At 48.3% G+C, this 20,313-nt stretch carries 14 protein-coding genes; 5 read left to right on the plus strand and 9 right to left on the minus strand.

The genetic code is table 11. The features are described from left to right. Window positions 1–107: 107 nt before the first annotated feature. The 4 genes from H6G21_RS20235 to H6G21_RS20250 form a co-directional block, all read right to left on the minus strand. Window positions 108–1,694 carry an ATP-binding protein gene (locus tag H6G21_RS20235; RefSeq protein ID WP_190575284.1) on the minus strand — a complete coding sequence of 529 codons (1,587 nt, stop codon included), beginning with the start codon at window positions 1,692–1,694 and terminating at the stop codon, window positions 108–110. A 14-nt stretch (window positions 1,695–1,708) separates the two neighbouring features. Then, entirely contained in the window at window positions 1,709–2,263 is a 555-nt protein-coding gene (locus H6G21_RS20240) for a heme NO-binding domain-containing protein (RefSeq protein ID WP_190575286.1), read from the minus strand. Between the two features lie 259 nt (window positions 2,264–2,522). Then, window positions 2,523–3,302 carry an iron-containing redox enzyme family protein gene (locus H6G21_RS20245; protein ID WP_190575288.1) on the minus strand — a complete coding sequence of 260 codons (780 nt, stop codon included), beginning with the start codon at window positions 3,300–3,302 and terminating at the stop codon, window positions 2,523–2,525. Continuing rightward, window positions 3,299–4,063 carry a class I SAM-dependent methyltransferase gene (locus H6G21_RS20250; RefSeq protein ID WP_190575291.1) on the minus strand — a complete coding sequence of 255 codons (765 nt, stop codon included), beginning with the start codon at window positions 4,061–4,063 and terminating at the stop codon, window positions 3,299–3,301. The genes H6G21_RS20245 and H6G21_RS20250 overlap by 4 nt, the downstream gene beginning before the upstream one ends. A gap of 886 nt (window positions 4,064–4,949) precedes the next feature. Here H6G21_RS20250 and H6G21_RS20255 point away from each other — a divergent pair. Both H6G21_RS20255 and H6G21_RS20260 read left to right on the plus strand, forming a co-directional pair. Further along, the gene (locus H6G21_RS20255; RefSeq protein WP_190575294.1) at window positions 4,950–5,969 is read left to right on the plus strand and encodes a hypothetical protein; all 1,020 of its coding nucleotides are present in this window, start codon (window positions 4,950–4,952) and stop codon (window positions 5,967–5,969) included. 334 nt (window positions 5,970–6,303) lie between these two features. Beyond that, window positions 6,304–7,833: a bifunctional metallophosphatase/5'-nucleotidase gene (locus tag H6G21_RS20260; protein WP_190575296.1), complete on the plus strand. Its 1,530-nt coding sequence runs from the start codon at window positions 6,304–6,306 to the stop codon at window positions 7,831–7,833. 407 nt (window positions 7,834–8,240) lie between these two features. Here the strand turns inward: H6G21_RS20260 and H6G21_RS20265 are convergent, their stop codons facing one another. Next, window positions 8,241–9,698 (minus strand): HlyD family efflux transporter periplasmic adaptor subunit, encoded by a 1,458-nt coding sequence (locus H6G21_RS20265; RefSeq protein WP_190575298.1) that lies wholly within the window; start codon window positions 9,696–9,698, stop codon window positions 8,241–8,243. Window positions 9,699–9,904: 206 nt separating this feature from the next. On the opposite strand from H6G21_RS20265, the gene H6G21_RS20270 reads away from it, so the two are divergent. Together H6G21_RS20270 and H6G21_RS20275 are read left to right on the plus strand one after the other, a co-directional pair. After that, entirely contained in the window at window positions 9,905–12,268 is a 2,364-nt protein-coding gene (locus tag H6G21_RS20270) for an FtsX-like permease family protein (protein WP_190575300.1), read from the plus strand. 255 nt (window positions 12,269–12,523) lie between these two features. After that, the gene (locus H6G21_RS20275; RefSeq protein WP_190575302.1) at window positions 12,524–13,039 is read left to right on the plus strand and encodes a pentapeptide repeat-containing protein; all 516 of its coding nucleotides are present in this window, start codon (window positions 12,524–12,526) and stop codon (window positions 13,037–13,039) included. Here the strand turns inward: H6G21_RS20275 and H6G21_RS20280 are convergent. The 4 genes from H6G21_RS20280 to H6G21_RS20295 form a co-directional block, all read right to left on the minus strand. Beyond that, a complete protein-coding gene (locus tag H6G21_RS20280) occupies window positions 13,023–13,721 on the minus strand; it encodes a sterol desaturase family protein (RefSeq protein WP_242041961.1) in 699 nt (232 codons plus the stop codon). The genes H6G21_RS20275 and H6G21_RS20280 overlap by 17 nt on opposite strands. 163 nt (window positions 13,722–13,884) lie before the next feature. Then, a complete protein-coding gene (locus tag H6G21_RS20285; protein WP_347278049.1) occupies window positions 13,885–14,544 on the minus strand; it encodes an ABC transporter ATP-binding protein in 660 nt (219 codons plus the stop codon). Between the two features lie 270 nt (window positions 14,545–14,814). Further along, window positions 14,815–16,323 (minus strand): cardiolipin synthase, encoded by a 1,509-nt coding sequence (gene cls / locus H6G21_RS20290; RefSeq protein WP_347278048.1) that lies wholly within the window; start codon window positions 16,321–16,323, stop codon window positions 14,815–14,817. Next, a complete protein-coding gene (locus H6G21_RS20295) occupies window positions 16,317–17,282 on the minus strand; it encodes an endonuclease/exonuclease/phosphatase family protein (RefSeq protein ID WP_190575308.1) in 966 nt (321 codons plus the stop codon). The genes cls and H6G21_RS20295 overlap by 7 nt, the downstream gene beginning before the upstream one ends. A 333-nt stretch (window positions 17,283–17,615) precedes the next feature. Here H6G21_RS20295 and H6G21_RS20300 point away from each other — a divergent pair, with 333 nt between their 5' ends. Next, entirely contained in the window at window positions 17,616–20,276 is a 2,661-nt protein-coding gene (locus H6G21_RS20300) for a CBS domain-containing protein (protein ID WP_190575317.1), read from the plus strand. Window positions 20,277–20,313 lie beyond the last annotated feature (37 nt).

Genomic DNA, 20,313 nt, shown 5'->3' on the forward strand with positions numbered 1-20,313 from the left:
ATAATTTACCAATCATGATGGCTTTATCAAACTCTAGATAAGATTGTTTTTTCAGTAATCTATAACAATCAAAGTTTTATCAGAAAAGCAATTGATCGATGAAGAGATTATGCCGTTGAGTTATATTTCCAGGGCTCGTTAGAGGCCACTTCATTGAGTGTTCTAATCAACTTGTCAGAGAGTGTCTCAGAGGGTTGGATTGGCAAACATCTCTCAATACTACTCTCTTTAACACTACTCTCTCCAACAATCTCTGTCAGTTCAATTAACTTTTGATCTGTATTTTGAATCGGTAAGGTGGTAAATAATTCTATTGTGAACTCTGTCCCTTGGTTAGGAGCTGATTTACACGTTAAACTCCCTCCATGGGTATCAACGATGATTTTGTAACAAATGGATAACCCTAATCCGGTTCCCTTCCCAATCGGCTTCGTCGTGAAAAAGGGATCAAAAATTTTGCCACGAACGGATTCAGGAATTCCCGATCCGTTATCAGCAAGCCTAATAATAATTTTGTTATCTGTATTGACAACAGTTGAAACGTAGATTCTTAAGGGTACCTTGATACCAGTCGTATTCAATACCTGAAAATAGTGTTCTTCCAGGGCATCGATCGCATTAGCGATAATGTTCATGAAAACCTGGTTCAACTGCCCCGAAAAACATTCTACTAAGGGAAGTGCTCCATAATCTTTAATGATTTCAATGGCAGGGCGTTGTCCATGGGGCTTTAATCGGTGTTTTAAAATTAATAGTGTACTTTCTAATCCATCATGTAAGTTAACTGCTTTTCGTTCTGCTTCATCTAATCGCGAGAAGGTTCGTAAAGAATTGACGATCTCTCGAATTCGTTCAGTTCCCATTTGCATGGAGCGAATGGTTTGTGGAAAATCTTCAATTAAAAAGTCTAAATCAATCGCCTCAATCAACTCCGCAATTTCTGGGTGTTCTTTCGAATAAACTTTCTGATAGAGGGCGATTAAATCTAATAGTTGATTTGAATAAGTTAGAACATAGGACAAATTGCCATGAATAAAATTGACAGGATTATTGACTTCATGGGCAATTCCAGCTACCATTTGACCCAATCCTGACATTTTTTCAGTCTGAATGAGTTGTGCCTGAGTATCTTGTAAATCTCGTAGAGTTTCTTCTAAGCGTTTTGCCTGTGATTCAGCAATTTTAGCAAGATTCTCTTTAATCCGCAGAGCATTTTTGAGCTGAAGTTGTTGTTGCTGTAGTTCTTCAGTGAGACGCTTAGCATCATTAAGAGATGTATTTTTAGCCTGCAAAAGAAATATAAAGTCTACGATCGGATCATGAATTGCAAAATCCTTCAGCTTCAGTCCTAATGGCTCCAAGCCAGACGTATCCGTAATCCAAGGAGATCCTAAAAAGCAAAGTAAATTACCTTCTTCCAGGTAAATCATTTGCCCCTTAAGCTGCATCTCACTATGGATGGAATTCAAAAGAAAGAGAGATTTGCGTTGTTTCTTGATGGCCTCAAAGGTCAGGGTAATTTTGGGGCGAGTAATTTCAAAAAATTGTTCCAATGAATTGCCGACTAGAGAATTGAGACAAACCCGTTGAAGAACTGAGCCAGCCTGAACAATATTCAACTCAGAGTCAAGAATAAAGTGGAATGGAAAAGCTTCTGCAAAGATATGAGGTGGAAGAGTGATTGAAGAAGTCATCTTAATCAACAGAATTAGGCTTGTGGCTTGTAGTGAATTAGAAACTCATCGTGGTCGGATCCTGACTCTTTGCTCTCGACTTGGGAGATGTCTACTTCTGTCTCGAACCGTGCTCCTAATCCCTTCACTAAACCTACAACCATTGGTGCCAAACCTTCGCGCTCTGATCGATATTCAAGACTTAAGACTTGATCATCGATTTCACTACAATCAAAGGAAGGAGGCCGTAACTTTGGAAAACTGACGCCCACCCTAGCATGTAAATTGTCCAAATTCTGGAGAAACTCAGGCAAATCATCTCCACTCATATCCATGAGTTCCCCATAGCCTTCACTAGCAGTGAACTGTACCCAAAATTCACCAAAAGCCTCCATGATTTGGGCGGGGGAAAGTTCTAAGACTTCACTTGCTGCTTTGACTAACCGATGGGTTACATCGTCTGGATAGCCCTCCATCCGAATAAACGTGTCAGTTTCTACATTCGCTTTGTCACGAATCTCCTGCCAGACTGGTTCACCAAAATGACTTTTCACCATATCCGCGATCGCCTTATTCACGAGTCCGTACATTCGGAGCCTCCTAGGATATAGAGAATTAGCTAGTTGGGACAACTGGAGATGACTGTACAGAGCTTTGGAGAAATGTAGCTAGTACAAGTCTTGGATATGGGTTATTGTGCCCTGCTAACCTCGCAAAATCGCTACTGTGCAGAATAAAAGATTGTTAACGAATGGGGCCAAACGAATGGGGCCACTAGTCACCATAACTGGAGGCCATCAGGCAATCAATCCATACAATTGCCTGAGTGATTCAGCCTCCTTTACGAGATTAACTGGCTGAGTGACTATAAACTAGGGGCTGGAATGCCAGTCGGTTGGATGGGATGGCTGGTCGGCATGCTAAAGACGTGAAAGTCTGCATTTGCTCAATCCGCCGTTGTATTCCATCAAAAAACTGAACCCGTGCATCCAGAGCTTCTAAAATGGCACGATGAATGTCGATCGCCTGGTTCTCATTTTGAATCCGGGGTTCCAACAATGCTAATAACTTAGCGGCATGACTATCGTCCACATCAATGTGCAGCTCAAAGAAGATTAAATCCTCTCGAGTCAACGGAGCTGCACCTTGGATCCCTTGATAGAGTTGGGAATACAGAGAATGGACGATTCCTTCTGAGGCGAAACAAATGGCTCCTAACGCTGCCAGATAGTTGTATTGATGGGCCAGACTCAAATACGTTTGAATCATGGCTTGGGTTTCTACAGTTGCTGGAAATTCTAGTAAGTTAGCGTCGGGAATTCCGATCGCTCTAGTAAATCGTCGAAAGAGCTCTGGATGGGTGGCACTAAGATCTCCCTGACCCATCTCGTCAAATAAGTTGTCTAGAATGATCCACTGAGCTTCTTCATCGGGGCAGCAAGATAAAATGCTGGCTAGAATTCGATTGAATTCCTTGGAGAACTTGTACATCTGAACTGCTAAAATCTGCACTTCAGGTAACGTCAGTTGCCCCTCACGGCATCGTTTTAAAAAGGGATGTTGCCAAAGCTCATGGCTGTGAGCCAGATCGCGAAAAGTTTGAATGAAGGGGGAAGTCTCAATTTTCATCGTACAACCTGTATGGCCAAGTGAAGTGGAAAATCAACGAGGGGCTGAAAGAAGGCTTCATCTAACTGAACATGTTCAGGCGTTACCCTGAGTTCCTGCACGATCGGCAACGTTTGAAAACCAGCCCTACGAAGTGCCTCAAAATAGTCTTCTAGCGTTTTATGAACGAGTTGAACATCCAGCCAAGTTCCATCACGCTTCCAAATTCGACCCGGAAAAATGTGGTTACGTTGACTAAAATACTTAGTTTCTTCAACTTGAAAATAGAAGGGATAGTCAGCCTTACGCATGTAAGGAAATGCTGGATGGGGAACACTAAAAATAAATTGACCTTGTGGTCGTAACACCCTGATGACTTCTGTCATGCATTGCTGCATTTGTTCAACGGTTAGATAGTTGAACAAAAACACAGCCAGCACTTTGTCAAAGCTGGCATCTGCGATATGGGCTAAATTAGTAGCGCACCCTGCTTCGTAATGGATTCCGAAAGAATCAACTTTTTCCTGTTCTACCGCAGCTGCAATCATGCCCTCAGAAAGATCAATGCCATAGACTTCCTGGGCTCCCCGCCGCATCAATTCTCGGCTACAGTAACCCTCTCCGCACCCTAGATCAAGAATTCGTTGGCCCAAAACCGGCTCACACATGCCTAGAACAATAGGTCTGGCAGTGAAATCTGAAAGCGAAATGGGTTCCCCTCGAATCCAGCGGGAAGCTGACTGATCGTATAAGTTCTGAGTGGAGGACGATGGTGCTGACATAGGTGTAGGAAAGTCTGGATCAATGTATCGAGCTAACAACTAGAATCTGGAGTGATGCGGTGAGTCAAAATACTACAGAACACTTAGCCCTATATTCTAGTTAGCTGGAAAATACTGGAGATAATACTGATTTCATGAGTATGACATTTTTCAGATCAAACTTGAATGGGTAGAACCCCAGATTCACTTTTTACTGATTTTTGAAGTTTCAACTTCCCTAGGTTAACCGATTGCAATGATTTAACTAACTCGTCTCAGTAGTTCTCCAAAACCTAAAGTGCTGAGTTATAAATTCTCAGTAATTTCTCGGAAATTGGATATAACTTGCTCTAAGTGAAGGTCACTGTTGAATCAGCAGGTTAATCTATCAATGTCTGCTGAATTAGCCAAATGTTTGCTGGATGAACCGAGAAACTGGGAGCCTAAATGTCATGAATCTAGGAACTTAGTAAGTCATGCAATGTTAAATATTTTCTAAAGTTTGGTCAACATAACATCCAATGTCATTGGAGATTGTATCTTTTTTAGGGTTAGATACGGATTTCTGTGGTTACACGTATGAAAATTCGTTAGAAATACAGTTTATTTTTTAATAGATATAACTTAGACCCGATAATAGCCCTTTGTTAATTTACCAATAATGGGTTGGTTAGCATTCTCAACTGCATACTTGAAGCTAGATGGAGGGGTTGAGGCAAGATCGTAGAGTAGCAGCTTTGTTTGCCTGCGAACTATTTTACTCGACTCAAATCCTGTATCAAGTCAGCGGTGTGATCTCATTTGAATGTCGCCAATCTAAAGAATTGGTTGAAATATTCTGCATAAGAATTATCTGGATCAAGGGCTGAAATTCATTGTTGTCATTTTTAACGATCGTTGGAGTGTTATGTCGCAAAGTGTAATGACTCAGGATTGGACTCAGAAAATTAGCCAAGAACAGGCAATGGTGTTTTCTGAGCTAGGCGATCGCTTATTCAACGAATTAGCGAGCCGGATGGCAACCCGTCATCAGTACCGTTTACTGTTTGAACATACGCTCCAGCCAGAACTATTCCAGCAAATTCGGATCGCTGCAGCTGGATACATCTCTGCCTGTTTGAATAGTCCAATCATTCTCTCTGAACAAGAAATGATTGAGCGGCTGCTCGAAGCGCGGGAGCAAAACTTACTACCCAACTACTTAGGGACAGGTCTACTAGTTCCTAAGAAAGAGCACATCCTAGCCTTCAACCTGCTTCAGAAAAGTGTGGCCGATGCTTTTTTCCAACTAGGTGCGAATGATCTGATTGACGCGGTTGATCTTCCAGTCAATCTTCGCATGGTCTATGGCAAAACCAGTGCTGAGGTCTTGAAGTTGCCATTTACCAGTATGAAACGTCATAGTGATGTCTGGAATGGGGTTCACCCGGATGCAACGGTGGTTGTTCTGCCCTTATTTGGTGACATTGACAATATCACGATCGAAGCGGGAGAAATGCCCCGAGACATGGAATTACCGGCCATGCGTCTCATGTCCGATTTCAATGATGGACGCGACATTCCCATGGTGGTCTCCTATGATGAAGCCAAAATGCAGCATGGCACCATGTATTTCAATGATGCACGTGGCTTGCATCAAACGGTGCGGCGAGTTTCCCATGGATTACGGATTTCGATCGACTTCCGGTTCCGTCGGAAATTTAATGAACCTTACCGATCGATGATTTTACCGGAGGCAATGAAGCGTCCTAGTACGGGGAATTTTGAGCAAGATATGTGTGTGCCCTACGAAGATTGGCTCAAGGTTGGTCGTGAGACGATGTTAATTTTTGATGAAACGATGGAAGAATCGAGATTACGTCGTCAGGTGGGGGATGTGCCGCTCTATATTCGGGATTATCGTCTCTTGTCCTTGAACAACGCCTAGTCAGCACAACAGTCATTGCAGCTGCATTCACTGTTGCATTAAATCTTGCATTAAATGTTGCAGATATCCCATTGCGGATGAACGCTAGCAGACCGGGATCCCCTATGGGGTAACGTTTTCTATTGCTTCATCCGCAATTTTCATCAATTTTCATAGTGGCCTTAGAGGTTTCTGCTGCTGCCTCATCCCTGTTACTTCCTGCTTGATTCGCCCTGCTTGATGACTCCCCTGCTTGATGCCTCAAAGTACAGGCTTTTTCTAGCAAATTTCCCTTGCCCTGCTCCTAACCGCCCTAGGAATTCTATGATGTAAACGTTGATCAATGGATAAATCAATGGATCGATTAACGAAGGGCTGGCGAGTTGGACAACGGGTGACGATCGCACTAGCAGTGTGGAGCGTTGCTTTACCCGCTTGGGCTGAGGTGGTGAAGCTGAATTTATTGCACTTCAATGATGTCTATGAAATTACACCTGTGCAAGGGGGCCAACGTGGTGGATTAGCACGCCTAGCGACCCTACGGCAACAATTGTTGCGAGAGAACCCGCGCACGTATACGATTTTGGCTGGAGATTTCCTGAGTCCCTCTGCGCTGGGAACTGCAAAGGTAGATGGCGATCGGTTGGCGGGTCGCCAGATGGTGGCTACCTTGAATGCGTTAGGACTTGACTATGCCACCTTTGGCAACCATGAATTCGATATTTCAGAGCAGCAATTTAATCAACGCTTACAAGAATCTAAATTTCAATGGTTTTCCAGTAATGTACTGGATAAAAAAGGTGCTGCGTTCCCCAATGTGCCAAAGTCTGTGGTCTTCAATTTGAAAGGGACACAAGGTACAATTGTCCGGGTGGGTTTAATGGGCTTAACAATTGCTTCCAATCCGGTGGATTATGTGCAGTATCAGGATGTTCTGGTCTCGGCACGTCAACAGGTCAAGGCGTTACGCGATCGTGTAGATGTGCTTGTGGCTGTAACCCATTTGAGTATTGATCAGGATCGCCAGTTGGCCGAAGCGGTGCCAGAACTCGATTTGATTTTGGGTGGCCATGAGCATGAAAATATTCAGCAGTGGCGGCTGACCCAGCGCCCAGCCCGATCGCCCCAATGTCCCCTGTCCAAAACGCCCATTTTTAAAGCAGATGCTAATGCGGTAACAGCCTATATCCATCGCTTAAGTTACGACACGACGACCCGCTGTTTGACGATCGCTTCAGAATTGCGGGATATTACTGCCGATCTACCGGACGATCGTCGGACAGCACAAGTCGTCCAGGAGTGGGTTAACAAGGGGTTTGCGGGGTTTCGCACCGATGGGTTTGAACCGCAACAGGTGATTGCCACGATCCGAATGGCCCTAGATGGGCGAGAAAGTGTGGTTCGTAACCAAGCCACGCCCTTAACCGATCTGATTGCTCAATCGATGCTGCGATCGCGACAGGGCACGGAATTAGCCATTTTCAACAGTGGTGGCATTCGCATTGATGATGTCATTCCAGCGGGGCCGATTACCCAGTACGATGTGATTCGGATTTTACCCTTTGGGGGCAAAGTGCTGACGGTCAACCTACGCGGTGATATTTTGCAGAAAGTGCTAGAAATTGGCCAAACCAATCGCGGCAATGGTGGGTATTTGCAAACAGCAAATGTGCAGCGGGATGCCACAAAGCCAGTCTGGTTAATTCAGGGCAAACCGTTGGAACCTCAACGGGTTTACCGCGTTGCGATCAATGACTTTTTAGTCAGTGGTCGAGAACAGAACTTAGGGTTTCTGAAGCTGGGAGAACCTGGGATTCAACTCGTGACAAGTGGTGAAGATGTTCGCTTTGCGTTGATTCAAGCGTTGAAGTTATTATCTCCCTAAAAATTTCTATTTTGATTGTGAATGTTGTGGAGTTCCCATGAGTCGTTTTATTGCTATTAGATATTTTTCGATCTGTAACGATCGTGGGATCTCCCTAACCACAGTCCAATAAATTCGCTACTATATAAGTGGGCTAGGTAGTCAGCCCTCCCCTCCAAAAAGCAGCCAGTCTCTGAACTATAGCGCGGATAGATAAGAGAAGCTGAACGGAAGTCCCGAAGGACACAACAACGGAGGACAGTTGCTACTCAACCCATAGTCCGGTTGGTTAAGGAGGCAACCTTGCAGCAGACTGAAAATGAGACCTAAAGCGGGAGTCAGTTATCTAAGCTGTCTCCCGCTTTGTTATGGGTAATTCTGTATGGGGAACTGTTGTTGGGGATCTCTGGGCCTGTCTTGCTCGATCGTTACTTGGCCATGTCTGCCTGAACAAGGACTCCATGTTTAACACTATCTGTTGGATGGAGAATCACTGTATCCCCCAGTTGTAGCCCCTGCTTGACCTCGGCCATCAGGTGGTTGCGTTGCCCAATTTGAACGGGTTGCTGTTGGGCTTTACCGCCGTCAACCTTAAACAGACACCAATCTGCCAGATTTTTCTGACAGCGAAAGAGGGCACTTAAGGGCACTTGTAGCCGATCGCGGCCTTCCCAAATCACAATTTTGACATCAACTCGATAGCCATCTCCCAGGGTTTTGGGTGGGTTGCTGAATTGACCAATCACATTGACCCGTTGTTCTTCGATTCCCAAGGCGGATACTTTGGTAAAGGCCATGGGCTCCACTTGTTGCACGGAGGCTCGAATCGGTGGCTGATTTCCCTGGGTGACTAAAATGACATGACCGGGCTTGACCTTTTCGGCATCACTCGATAGGGTATCAATCACTAACTCCAGCTTGCTAATGTCCCCCAGAGACACAATGGGAGTGCCTTCTGCGACAAACTGTGCGCTCTTGCGATCGATCGATAAAACTTGGCCCGTAATCGGCGATCGAACGATGGTTTGGGCTGCATCCTCTTGCAGTCGATAGAGCTCTGCCTCCGCACTGGCAATTTTGGCATCATAGACTTGCAGTAAATAGTCAGGGTCGCTTTGCTCTTGCTGCAAGATTCCCAAGGCCGCTTGGGTCATTTTGATCTCCGAACTTGCCGCTGCAACGGCTAATTGGGCCGCTTCTAATTCTCTCTGCTGCGTAATCATGGCTAATTGAGAAGATTCCAGCGATTTCTGAGGAATTGCGCCTATGGCGGCTAGCGCTCGATCGCGTTGCCAATCGCGGGTCATCTGATCGAGTTGGGCTTGGGCCTGATTAACTCGGGCTTGCGCTTGCTGCTGCTTGGCTTGGGCGGCTTGAATTTGGGCTTGGGCTTGGGCGATCGCGGCGGCTTTGGGGCGTTGCGTTTTTACGCCATCCCGTTGGGCCTTCCACTCCTGCAATTGGCTTTGGATCTGCTGTACCGAGGTTGCTAACGAAAGGGGATCAAGTTTGGCAATGACGGCCCCGGCTGCCACCCGATCGCCCACGTCCAAGGCCACTCTTTGCAATCTACCGCTGACAGGGGCGGCGACAACAAAGCGATCGTGAATTCGCGTTTTACCCTCCGCATTCACCGTGACCTGTAAATCGCCGCGCTGAACAGTGGCCACCTGCACAACCACAGGCACCGGTTTGAGGGCATTGGCGATGATACCTACCCCGATCGTACCGACTGTCCCCCAGAGCAGCCCTTTGAGCCAATGTTTAGGCGGTGGCCAAGGCCAAGGGGGAGGCTGGTGCTTGGGGGCCTTGCCCAAGGGCTGGGCGGCGGGTGGCGTGGCTTGTTGATCTGGGAGGGGCGGCTGGGGTTTGGGTAAACGGATCATAGCTGGCAGTCTCCCTAGAGTGAAAGCGATGAATCAGGCGATCGGCGGTTGTGACCTTGCTTTACTAGATACCGAAAAAACTTGAGGGAAATGTGAAGGGGCGTGCCTGGTGGCCTCTGGTGGTGGCTTCACAAGATGCTCAAGATTTCTCTGTAGGGTAAGGGCAGCGCACGGTTAGCACGGTTGGATCAGATGGGTAGGGTGGTATGAAGAGCCTCGATCGAAAACTCATGCGCGATCTTTGGCGATTGCGGGGACAGGTGATTGCGATCGCGCTGATTGTCGCCTGCGGTTTGGCCAGTTTTGTGGCGATGACGGGCACCTATGAGGCATTACAACTCACACAAGCCAATTATTACGAACAATATCGGCTAGCCGATGTGTTTGCGTCGGTTAAACGCGCACCAGAGTCTTTGGTCTCAACCATTGCAGCCATTCCAGGCGTGGCCCAGGTGCAAACTCGCGTCGTGGCGGAGGTGAATCTGGATTTGCCCGATCGACGGGAACCCAGTTCCGCCCGCTTGATTTCAATTCCCGCTGAACAGCAACCGATTTTGAATGATTTATATTTACGGCAAGGGCGGTATATCGATCCCAGTCATCGCGATGAGGTGATTATCAGTGAAGCCTTTGCCCTCGCCAATCATCTCTCCTTGGGGGATGATTTAGGTGCTGTGATCAATGGGCGTTGGCAGACCTTACAGATTGTCGGCTTGGCGCTGTCGCCAGAATATATCTATGAGATTAAACCAGGTGCTGTATTTTCCGATAATCGCTATTTTGGCGTGATGTGGATGGAGCGCGACGCGATCGCCCAAGCCTTTGATATGAAGGGTGCATTTAACGACGTGGCAGTGAGTCTACTGCCCCAGGCGGTTCTAGAAGATGTGATGTTTCAATTAGATCAGGTGTTGGCGCAGTATGGCGGGATTACGGCGATCGCCCGCAAGGATCAGCTTTCCAATCGCTTTATTACTGAAGAAATCCGCCAGCTTTGGACCCATGCAGTCACGTTACCGACCATTTTCTTGGGGATTGGCGCTTTTTTGTTGCATATGGTGTTGACGCGACTCATCAGCACCCAACGGGAACAAATTGCCATTCTCAAGGCCTTTGGCTATAGCCATGGGGCGATCGGGTGGCATTTTCTCAAATTTGTTTTGGTGATTGTGGCGCTGGGAGTGGCGCTGGGAACGGGAGTCGGCATCTGGCTGGGCGGGGGGTTAATTAAACTCTATACCGAGTTCTATCGCTTTCCCGAACTCCAGTATCAATTGAGTCCACTACGACAGGTGCAAGGTGCATTAATTAGCGCTGGGGCAGCCACGATCGGCGCTTTAAGTGCTGTCCGCCATGTATTTGCCATGGCTCCGGCGGAAGCAATGCGCCCAGAACCCCCAGCCCAGTTCCATCGCACCTTGATGGAGCGATTGGGGCTACAGCGCTATTTATCGCCCGTTTGGCAAATTATTATTCGGAACCTGGAGCGTAAACCGATCCAATCCAGTTTATCTACGTTAGGTATTGCCGCAGCGATTATGCTACTGGTGGTCGGGCGATTTTCCATGGATGCGGTGAACTATATGATGGACGTACAGTTTGGCCTAATCCAACGCGATGATATAACCGTTATGTTTAACCAACTCCGTCCCACCAGTGTGGCCTATGATTTATTGCATTTGCCAGGAGTTTTGCAAACGGAAGGCTTTCGCAATGTGCCCGTCAAGCTCCGCGCCAACCACCGCAGTTATCAATTGGCCCTGACCGGATTAACCCCAGAAACAGAATTGCGGCAACTGGTCGATCGGCAATTAAAGACCGTCGCACTCCCCCTCGATGGCCTACTCCTGACCCAGGAATTAAGCAAAATCTTGGCCGTTCAACCGGGGGATATGGTAGTGGCCGAAATGCTGGAGGGGAATCGTGCCATTCGGACGGTGCCGATCGTGGGACTGGTGGATGAAATGTTAGGGTTATCTGCCTATATGGATTTGGGGGCACTGAATCGGTTGATGCAGGAGGGAAACGTGATTTCAGGGGCGATGCTCGCTGTGGATGCAGGCCAACTCGATCCGCTCTATCAAGCCCTCAAGCGAACCCCCATGATCGCCAGCGTGAATTTGCGACAAGCGACCTTGCAACGCTTTCAAGAAACGATCGCACAAAACCAAGCCATCATGAATACAATTCAAATTACGTTTTCCTGCATTATTGCTGCGGGGGTGATTTATAACACGGCTCGCATTGCGCTTTCTGAACGAAGTCGGGAACTAGCCACACTGCGCATTATCGGCTTTTCCCGTGCCCAAATTGCAGTGATTTTGCTGGGTGAGCAGGCGATGTTAACCTTACTGGCTATTCCGATCGGCTGTGGATTGGGCTATGGACTAGCTGGATTATTGAGTCTATCCCTGAGTAATGATTTATACCGTTTCCCATTAATTATTCAGCCTGCCAGTTATGTCTTTGCGCTGACGGTAGTGGCGATCGCAGCCATGTTCTCTGGTTGGATGGTATGGCGAAATTTGGAGCATTTAGATTTGATAGCGGTTTTGAAGACTCGGGAATAAGTTGATCGCAATCCCCGAAGCCATATGCATAGCTACTTGTTGCTAGGTTGCCTAAAGTTTACAACTATAAATCCATATAAAGTTTACAACTATAAATCCATATCATAAGCTAGTATAGGATTACAATAATCAATACAGCAATCTCAATCTTTTCAAGCAGTTTTGCGAGCAGTCTTGAGTAACGATAGAAATCAACAAGACTAACTATTGAGTTTTTCTTGAGATCAGCCCTTCAATACATCGAGGAATATAAAAATGGATGCCCAAGAGATTATGCGACGTTACGCCGCAGGTCATCGAGATTTTAGTCAGGTAAAACTCATTCAGATTTGTCTAGTCAAGGCAAAGTTAGTTGGTGCAAAGCTGACGGGAGCCGATTTGATTGGTGCAAATTTACAGGGGGCTGAGTTGACTGACGCGCATTTAGCACAAGCTCGGCTGAATCAGGCTAATTTAAGTGATTCAACAATGGTTGAAGCTTGTTTAGAACATGCAGATTTGAGCGGCGCAGATCTCAGTGGAGCAGATTTACGTTATGCCGACTTACATGGAGCCAATTTGAGTGATGCTAAACTCGGGGGAACGGAACTCAATCAGGCCAATCTAGATGACGCAAATCTGCAAGGTGCGGATTTGCGCGGTGCAGATTTACGCGGTGCATCCTTACGGCAGGCAGACTTGCGAGGGGCAAATCTCACAGGCGTCTATCTAGAGGATGCTGATCTAACGGGTGCTAATCTTGATGGAACGATTTCTATGATGAGTTCTTAGAGGGAAGCGTGGGAGCTTGCGTATTGAGCAGGCGATCCCAAAAGGTAAAATATAATCCATAATTCACTGTATATTGGCGATGATGACAGGAGTGGTGGGCTGGACCAATCATATACATTTCCAACCAATGGTGTGGAAAAGCAGGAGACAGTTGATCGATCTCTAAGTGATTAATAACCGCCCAAATTGTCATGGTTATCGAGATCGCAATCAACGTGATGAAATGGAGAGGTATCACAAAGATAATCACAACTAGAAATAGGGCATGAACTATAGCTTCTAGGGGATCAAAGGCAAAGGAAGTCCAAGGTGTAGGATAACGTGATCGATGATGTCCTTGGTGCATCCAGCGAAAGAGCGCTGGATGATGAAATAAACGATGGGTAAAGTAAAAATAGGTATCCTGAAGGAGTAAGACAAGAAGGTAACTAAAGGGAATATACCAAAGGTCATACTGTTGTAGTAGATAATATAAACGTGTAAGTCCTAATGTATAGGCTGACATCATTAATGCAGCCGCGATCGCAAATATTCCCGTAGATAAAACTGATAGTTTAATATCATGCCAAATTAAGTGCCAAGCGCGCCTCCGGAAAGCGCGATCCGATGTTGAGGCGATCGGCCCTTCACGGATATAAAAAAAGCAAAATACTCCACCAGCCACTAGAAAATACCGTAACAAGATAATTCCTAAGAAGGCTATACTATACAACCCAAATGAACTGACTATTATTTCCATTATGTACTTCATCTATAAGCCATACTATTTTAGTATCGCGTGTTTGTTGCTTTATGTGTTGTCTTTGTTGCTAAAAATTGATATTCACAATAATTCCTCATCCTGCCTACCATGTTAATTGATTGGGAGAGAGTTTATGACGATTACACTGGATCTGCGCAACTTCACCGCTGCGCAGGGTGATGACTCGATCGGCCATGGCGGCAATCCCAGCGTTATGGGTAATCACTGCCGTCGTGGTTCCCAGGTCTTGATTGACCTGCGCTAGGGCTTCTAAGACCAATTGCCCTGTACGGAAATCCAAGGCTCCCGTGGGTTCATCACATAGGAGTACTTCAGGCCGTTTAGCGATCGCTCTGGCAATGGCGACGCGCTGCTGTTCCCCTCCGGACATTTGGGAAGGAAAATGATCCAACCGATCGGCCAATCCCACCATGGCTAGGGCTTCCGCTGGCTTCATCGGATGCCGCACTAATTCCGTCACCAAAGCCACATTTTCACGGGCCGTTAAGCTGGGGATCAGATTATAAAACTGGAAAATAAAGCCCACACAATCGCGCCGGAATTTGGTCAGTTCCCGATCGTTAGCATGGGTCAACTCCCAATTGTGAAACCAGACCGATCCAGTTGAAGGAATGTCTAACCCTCCTAAAATATTTAACAAGGTCGATTTGCCGCTTCCCGATGGCCCCAGCAAGACGACAAACTCTCCTGCATAGAGATCTAAATCGACGGATTGGAGGGCTTGGACTTCCACTTCGCCCATCCGATAGGTTTTGCTCAACTGCTCAATGTGAAAAATCACCTCACCGATCGCTTCCGGTTCAGACGGGGGATAATAACCATGAGAAGCCCGCGAACAATCCAGGGGGGGCTGCGCTTGCATAAATTAGCCTCCAGCAATGCTGGGAGATGGATTCCTAATTTATACGTGAACATCTTGAGTGCTTTGTGAGGATGACAGCCCTGCCATGGCTGGCTCTAGCTAGCTCCCACTTGTAGCGAGTTCAAACTAGAGGTCAATCAAGACTGTGGGCTACAGAATAGGGGCTAATAGCCGAGAAATGCGGGCTGCTAACTTGAATCCCCACGATCGATGATCGTAGGTGGTTAATTTAACAGGAGCCGCCCGTTGGAAATCCTGTACTAACATGCTTTCAATGTGCTGAATGCTGTGCGGCGTGGCCATCATCACTGTCATTTCAAAATTGAGAAAAAACGATCGATTGTCCAAATTAACGCTACCAACCCCCCCTAAGCGATCGTCGATTAAAATGACCTTCTGGTGCATGAAACCCGCTTGATAGCGATAGAGCTTGACCCCCGCCGATTGCATTTCGTTGTAGTAGGAAAAGGCACAGAGGTAGACGAGCAAATGATCGGGCCGATCGGGCAGCAAAATGCGCACATCCACCCCCCGCAAGGCTGCTAACTTGAGCGCAGTCAGGGTTGCCCCATCGGGGACAAAATACGGGCTAGCAATCCAAAGACGGGTTTGGGCTTGATTGATGATATTAACGAAAAATAGCAGACAGGCCGGTAGGCGATCGGCAGGCCCGGTGGGAAAAATTAGCACGGATTCTGGCGTTGCTAGGGCTTCTAGTGCTGTTGTCGTGGGGGCTGGGGTAATCCGCCAGGAAACGCTGGGAATCTTGCGCGTGGCCCAGTACCAATCCCCCAGAAAAACACATTGCACACATTGCACCGCAGGGCCTTGTAGTCGGAGGGCCGTATCGCGCCAGGGAGAGAGGGGCGGATGTTTGCCGAGATATTCATCCCCAATGTTTAACCCTCCCACGATCGCGACTCTGCCATCCGCCACTAGAATTTTGCGATGGTTGCGGAAATTGATTTGGAAGCGATTGCCCCGGCCTCGTGTGCTTTTAAACACGCCGATCGTAATCCCCGATCTCTGCAATGATTGCACATAGCGTTTGGATAGACCATGGGAACCGATGCCATCGTACAGGATGTAAATGCGGACACCGGCTTGCGCTTTAGCGATTAAGGTTTCGCGGAACTGATTGCCAATGCCATCATCTTGTAGGATATACATTTGCAATAAAATATAGTCCTGGGCCTCCGCGATCGCCTGCAACATCGCTTCATAGGTCTGTATGCCGTCAATTAACAGTTCCGTTTGGTTATCCGTTGTAAAAGGCAGAGGGCAAAGGGTTTCGGCAAGGTGCTGGACGGGTTCTAGTGCCGGATCAAGGGCTATCCGGTATTGGATAAGGGGTTGGAAAGCCGCTTCAATATGTTGACGATGGTCTGAGTAGGCACTGTATAAAAGTTCCGCATAGCCGTGGAAGCGACGACGACCAAAAATCCAATAGAGGGGAATGGCTGCCCAGGGGAGCAAAATTAGCGAAAGGCTCCAAGCGATCGCACCTCGGGACGATCGAACTGACATCACCGCATGGGCTGCATAAAATACGCCCAGAGTTTGCACAGTCCCCAGAAGTAAGCTAAAAACTAAAACAGCTTGAGCAGAGGACAGAAACGGCAGAGACTGTAATAGGTGTAGCAAGAGAGTCTCTAGCACGTTAGCTCTAGCAATAGGGGTTTATGGTCAGAGGACGTGATACTGCCAATGACCTTAGCTGTGGTGGTGGTTTGGTGAAAGCCACGATAAAACACGTAGTCTAAGGGGGGAGATAAAAGAAAACGCTTAATTTGCCCAGTATCCCAGCTCGGGAAAACTGCTTGGGTCAGGCCCAAGCGTTGGGTCATACGCTGTAGACAATGCCAGCGCGATCGCGACCAGGTGTTGAAATCGCCGGAAAAGACGATCAGGCCATCATGGTCAGCCATCCGCTGTTCTAGGGTGTCCAGCTGCGCCTGAAATTTTTTCAGTTCGACGAAATTAATGAGATGGGCATTGACGGTCAGTAAGCGATCGGGGCGAGAATGGGTCGGTTGATCCCCGCTAGGTGCGATCGCGTATTCTGTACACAAGGCAACTTTTGGCGTTTTCGCGATCGGTTCATGGTGATCGGTCAGAATGGACTGCCGTCGGGTGCACTGGACGACCCCTGCCGTCAGGACGCCCGAGTAGGTTTGGTGATAGGTATCGAGAAAATTGGGGGCAAAGCTCCAGGCTAACTCCGTTAAGGCGGGTAGATGGCGGCGTTGGGCGCAAAGGCGAACCTCCTGTAAAAACACCAAATGGGGGCGGTGGGTGCGCAACAGGGTCGTAAAGTCGCGATACCAAGCGAGGTCGTGGTTGTTTTTGGCAATATTCCAATTGAGGATCCGTAGGGAAGATCCCACGAGGGCTGGCGGTTCCACCCAGGACACCTCGTCCAGAGAAGCAGTGTTAGAAGCAGTGTCCGTAGAAGCAGTGTCCATAGAAGTGCTGACACTGGCCGCAGAAGGATTAGACTGCAATTTCCTAGACCGAGGCTGTAACAGCGCAGGTTGATCGATAATGGCAGTGGATTGCCGACAAAACCGTTGGGACGGCAGCCAGGTCGGGACATTGAAGAGTTGGGTTAAAGGCATTCGCAAAGAACTTGATCCCCTAAAACAACGATAGATGAGGGTGCGGGTATCCCCGGAATCGGCAGTGCGTGCGGACGTGAGAGGCGAGATTGACGCAATGGGGAAACCTTCCATTGGCCGAGAGCGTAATGAGGCTCCAGTACTGCTAGGTTAACACTTGAGAAAATTTGTGATTTTGAAGAAAAATCTGGTGGCCTGTGCTGCGATCTCGGGGATGGGAATGATTTAGCCATCAGACCGTTTGGGAGAACTGTGTAAGATAGGGACTGTGTGTTCGGTGTGCCATTCGACGAGGTATTTCGCCAAACCGGTATTCCCTCACCCTGACTTGGTATGGTTTTTTCTTCTCCTTTGCCTTCTTCCCCGGCTCTCCAGCAAATCGTAGATCCCGATCCCCTGCGGCTCAGCCCGTCCACGACGGTGCCTGACGCGATCGCGCTAATGCTGCAAAGCCAAGCCACTCGCTGTGAAGTTGAGGACGAGATCGACTCTCAGGCAAGCGATTCAGGGACAACCCCAGTGGCGCGATCGCAGGGCTGTGCTTTGGTCGTAAAGGACGATCGTCTGGTGGGCGTGTTTACGGAGCAGGACGTGGTCAAACTGCTGGCCTCTGAACGGGCGATCGCGCAGTTGACCCTAGCGGATGTGGTGGCTCCAGATTGCATTACCTTGCCCCAAGCCACGTTGACCGATACGTTTGGGGTGCTGAATTATATGCGGGAGCACCGGGTGCGGTACTTGCCGATCGTCGATGGGGGGGGCGTTCCGGTGGGGCTGGTGACCCTGGACAACGTGCGCCAATCCCTGCGTCCGGAAAATATGCTGCGGGTGCGTCAGGTGTCGGAAATCATGACGCAATCGGTCATCTATGCGCTGCCCGACGCCTCCCTGCTGCAAGTGGCACAACAAATGGCGCGCCATGGCATTAGTTGCATTGTGATTGCAACGGAAGAAGAGCTTGCCCGTGATTCAGCCCGTGATTCAGCTCCCAGCCAAAACGCAGGTGGGGGTCTCCGCCCTGTAGGGATTTTGACTGAGCGGGATATGGTGCAGTTCCATCGACTCGAACTGGATTTCGCCACAACTCCGGCTAGGGCGGTCATGAGTACGCCCGTGGTCTGCTTGCGGCCTGAGGACTCCCTGTGGCAGGTGCAGCAGGCCATGCAGGGTCGGCGGGTGCGGCGGGTGGTGGTGAAGGACGATCGGGGGGCGTTGGTTGGCTTGGTGACCCAGAGTAGTCTGCTGGCGATGTTTAATGCGGCGGAAATGGGGGTGATGATTCATGTCTTGCAGCAGGAAGTTGATCTAAAAACCCAACAGTTGCAACAAACGAACCAGCAGCTAGAGGTGGAAGTGGCCCAGCGGCGCGCAACGGAAGCGGTGTTACTACAAATGCAGTCAGATTTAGAACAACGGGTGGCCGAACGTACCGCAGCTTTAACGGAAATGAACCTGCGATTGCAGCAGGAAATGATCGATCGACAGCAAGCAGAACAAAAAATTCGAGAACAGGCTGCGCTGTTGGATATTGCCAATGATGCCATTTTTGTCCGGGACTTAGAGGCCAAAATTCTCTACTGGAATAAGGGTGCGGAGCGGATGTATGGCTGGTCGCAGGCAGAAGCGATCGGGCAAAATGTCAATCATTTGTTATATCGCGATCCGATGCCGTTGCAAAATGCTCTGGACATCACGCTGCAACAGGGGGCGTGGCAAGGGGATCTGCATAAGTGTAATAAATTAGGCGAAGATTTAGTGGTGGAAAGTCGGTGGACATTGGTGCGCACCGAAGCGGGAGCCCCTCGGTTTATCTTAACGGTGGATACGGATATTACTGAGCGTAAGTTGTTGGAAGCGCAGTTTTTGCGGGCTCAACGGTTGGAAAGTTTGGGAACGCTGGCCAGCGGGATTGCCCATGATTTGAATAATATTCTGACGCCGGTGTTGGCGGTGAGTCAGTTGTTGCCCTTACGGTTGCCGAATCTGGATGAACCTAGCCAGCGATTGCTGACGATTTTGCGGGAGAGTGCCCAGCGCGGCAGTGACCTGGTGGCGCAAATTCTCTCCTTTGCGCGGGGTGGGGAAAGTCAACGATCGCGCCTGCAAATAGCAACCGTCCTGAATGAAGTGGCTCGTATTGCGAAGCAGACGTTTCCGAAGTCGATCGAAATCCGCTTGACAGGGGCCAAGGCGGATCTGTGGGCTGTGTTGGCGGACAGTACTCAGTTGCATCAGGTGCTGATGAATTTAATCGTCAACGCTCGGGATGCCATGCCGGAAGGTGGAATCTTAACCCTCAGTGCAGAAAATGTGATTGTGGATGAAAGTTACGCGCGAATGCATTTCGATGCTGCTGTGGGTTCCTACATTGCGATTACCGTGATGGATACGGGGTTGGGCATTGCACCGGAACTGCTCGATCGCATTTTTGAACCCTTTTTCACCACCAAAGAAATGGGTAAAGGGACAGGGCTGGGTCTATCTACCGCGATCGGCATTATTAAAGGCCATGGTGGATTTGTGAACGTCTATAGTGATGTAGGGCATGGCACGCGCTTTACGGTTTATTTACCTGCGGCCACCGATGGCAGTGAGACGGTTACCATCCCGGATTTACAGCCTTTAATGGGGAATGGCGAATGGATTTTGGTGGCTGATGATGAAGCGGCAATTCGAGAAATTACGAAGGCATCCTTGGAGGCGTATAACTATCGCGTCATGCTTGCCAATGATGGTGTGGATGCGATCGCGCTGTATGCAGAAAATAAGGCTGAGGTGTTTGCGGTTTTATTAGATATTATGATGCCGCTACTAGATGCGCCAACGGTGATCAGAACACTGGTGAAAATGAATCCCAATGTGCAAATTATTACGATGAGTGGACTCGCAGCCAACGAAGCGATCGCCCATGCTCGGACTGCCAATGTGCGATCGTTCCTGGCAAAACCTTTTACGGCCCATGATTTGCTGAGTGCGTTGCATCAATTGCGCTAATCTGTTCTGGAGAGTATTGCTTCACAGGGCTACGGTT

The sequence above is a fragment of the Alkalinema sp. FACHB-956 genome (genome assembly GCF_014697025.1).
Lineage (GTDB): Bacteria > Cyanobacteriota > Cyanobacteriia > Leptolyngbyales > Leptolyngbyaceae > Alkalinema.